Here is a 2,717-nt window from a genome sequence, read left to right on the forward strand (position 1 = left end):
AGATATTCTTAGAGAGATTCATCAAGCTATATAGGTATGTTGACCTTGATAGTCTGCTACATCAACTATGGGAAAGTAGAATAAGTAACAGTGTAGTCTTCAAGAACCTCAATAATACAGTCATGTACTGGGCACTAGATGAAGAGCATCCTTTCAAAGTTGCTATAAGAAGAAGTCTCACCTTAAATAAGAGCTATTCAGCAAGTGAGATACAAGAGATATTAGCTCCTATAGTTCAGTATCATCTACATAAGGTACTGAAACCAAGAAAGTATGTAGTCTTATTGAAAAGTATGTATGCTACTGATAGAACATCTAGGAATAAATACACCATCAGAGGAGAGAATCCTAGAGGATTTAAAGAACATACTGGCAGGATAGCTACTAAGGAAAATAATTTGTTAAAGTTATTTATTTTATAAATTTCCCATCATAATGGAAGTAGTTCTTATATTTGTAGACTTATATAAATATTATGAATAATCTATTTAGTTTTAGCATATTAAGTGGCATAAGAGTTTCTCCTAGAAGAAGAGCTAGTATTGCCTTTATGGCTCTTGCAGGTAAAGGGCACAGAAGAAATATAGTATTACCTGTGGATTTTGACCTTGATGTCCATTTAGCCTTGTATCCCCTAGAGGAATATGGGTTTAATTCCAACTTAAGGTTTTCTAAAGATAAGATATACTATTTCCTTGCTTTGCTATCTACTATACCTGCTAGGAATAAGGACTTAATAGATGAAGATGGGTGGATTCCTATTACTATTGGTTATGTTAAAGACAATATCAGAGATATTATACCTTATAAGGATTACTTAGTGAATACTGGTGTTCTTGAATGTTATGCTGTATATATCCCCGGAGTAAAATCCATGCAATACAGATGGAGTAAACAATATACCCAGTCAGGTTTCCATATTTGTAATGTCACCTGTAGGCATGAAGAAGATGCTTACTTTATCCAAGAAGAGAATGATGAAACGTTTATTGAACTACCTTACTTATATTACTGGTATGAAGAGAAAAGGTTATCTATTAACCCTATAGTAAGTCAATATTCTGATGGCATTCTGCAATATAAGATGGAAGACAAAGGAAGGTGGAACAAGAATAAGAATACCAATAAATTGAAACACCCCCTTGTGCAGTATATGGCGGCTCTAATAAACATAAATAAAATAGAGAATCATAGGTATGAAGTACATATAGACAGCACAGTCCATAGATTACATTCTGTAATCACCAATATAGAAAAGGACTATAGGAATTTCCTCACATATAATGAACAAGAACTAGTCAGCATTGATATAAGTAATAGCCAACCTTACTTAGCCTGTGTATTACTTAAACCTGAATTCTGGAGTATAAGAAATGAACTCTCACTAAGTCTATATTCATTACCAGAGGATATTCAGAGAGCTATGACTACTGTTGCTATACCCTTGAAGGTAGAAGGATTCTTCCAAACATGCAGTGAAGAAGATTTTGCACAATACCTTGATATAGCTTCTAGTGGTAATATGTATGAGACAGTTGCAGAAGTATGTCAACATAGTCTACATAAATCTATTGATAGAGATGAGGCTAAAGTGCTTATGTTTTACTTGTTCTTCTCCAGTAATCAAGGGCAGCATGATGATGCAACCATTAACCAAATGAAGAAGATATTTAGCACAGAATTATTCCCTAAAGTAGCTGAACTATTTAAGATTATCAAGCATAGATATAAGGATATTGCTATTGATAAACAGCATAATAGGTTATCTTGTTTATTGCAATCAATAGAGAGTGAAATCATTCTCCACAGATGCTGTAAAAGAATATGGGAAGAAGGCAATCCTCAAGTTCCTGTATTTACTATCCATGACTCCATTGCTACAACTACTGAACATGTTGAATGGGTGAAAGGTATCATGCAAGAGGAGTTAACTAATGCAATAGGAGTATCACCAAGCTTAACTATTGAACATTGGAACTTAAGTAAAGTGAAGCACCCTAATATACTTCAAAGAGTAGTACAAGAGTAATCATAAAAGTGAAGGAGTCCCAATCCCCCCTGTTTTCACACCAGAAGGCAGGGGCTTTCTATATCTGTACATAACTAATATATAGCACTCCCTACTGTCATCTGATATACTGTCTCCCTGATATTTTTAATTTTTATTTTCAATTTCTGCAAACTTGATATCTACAAGTGTACTCTAAGTCACATTTTCACCCACCCCAGACCTTAAGAGTGGGATATCCCCCCTGTACATCTTGGGGATTATTGAATTTACATTGTGAACTCATTACAGTTAGCTCATTACCCCACCATAGTAACTGAATCAACAGCAGCAGAATGGTCTGTCTGCACAACAATAAAATTACAAGATTATGGAAAAGTTAAAGTTCTTAGAGACAGTGACAGTGAATGAGTTCAAGGCTCAAAAGGGTGTAAACAAGATTGAGGTTAAGCAGAATCCTCATACAGGTAAGTGCTTCTTTGTTTATGGCTGTGAAACTGGTGCAGTTAGTGACAAGTTCCTTAATGGAGAGGTTACCAATCCTGTTGTCTCCCAAGTATGTTCACCTGATACAGGTGACATGTTTTATATGCTACATCAGAGAGGTGAAGGTGGAGCTATGACACTGGCAACTCTATGATGGATATCAATGTTGACCTCAAGGAGGCAAGTTTATTAGGACTTGCTTCCTTTTTTCTTTATAGACTGT

The 2,717-nt window shown here is 35.1% G+C and carries 3 protein-coding genes; all 3 read left to right on the top strand.

What is annotated here, in order from left to right; genetic code table 11:
• Positions 1-422, top strand: a 422-nt coding sequence (locus Q5F54_RS13300) for a hypothetical protein (RefSeq protein WP_302334548.1), incomplete at its 5' end; no start/stop codon positions are given.
• A 731-nt stretch (positions 423-1,153) separates the two neighbouring features.
• A complete protein-coding gene (locus Q5F54_RS13305) occupies positions 1,154-2,029 on the top strand; it encodes a hypothetical protein (protein ID WP_302334549.1) in 876 nt (291 codons plus the stop codon).
• A 255-nt stretch (positions 2,030-2,284) separates the two neighbouring features.
• Positions 2,285-2,419, top strand: a complete 135-nt coding sequence (locus tag Q5F54_RS13310) for a hypothetical protein (protein ID WP_302334550.1) — start codon at positions 2,285-2,287, stop codon at positions 2,417-2,419.
• Positions 2,420-2,717 lie beyond the last annotated feature (298 nt).

This window comes from uncultured Romboutsia sp., from assembly GCF_958366745.1.
Classification (GTDB): domain Bacteria; phylum Bacillota; class Clostridia; order Peptostreptococcales; family Peptostreptococcaceae; genus Romboutsia; species Romboutsia timonensis.

Coding starts and splice junctions, on each gene's coding strand:
- Q5F54_RS13305 (WP_302334549.1), top strand. CDS start 1,154: ATGGCGGCTCTAATAAACATAAATAAAATAGAGAATCATAGGTATGAA.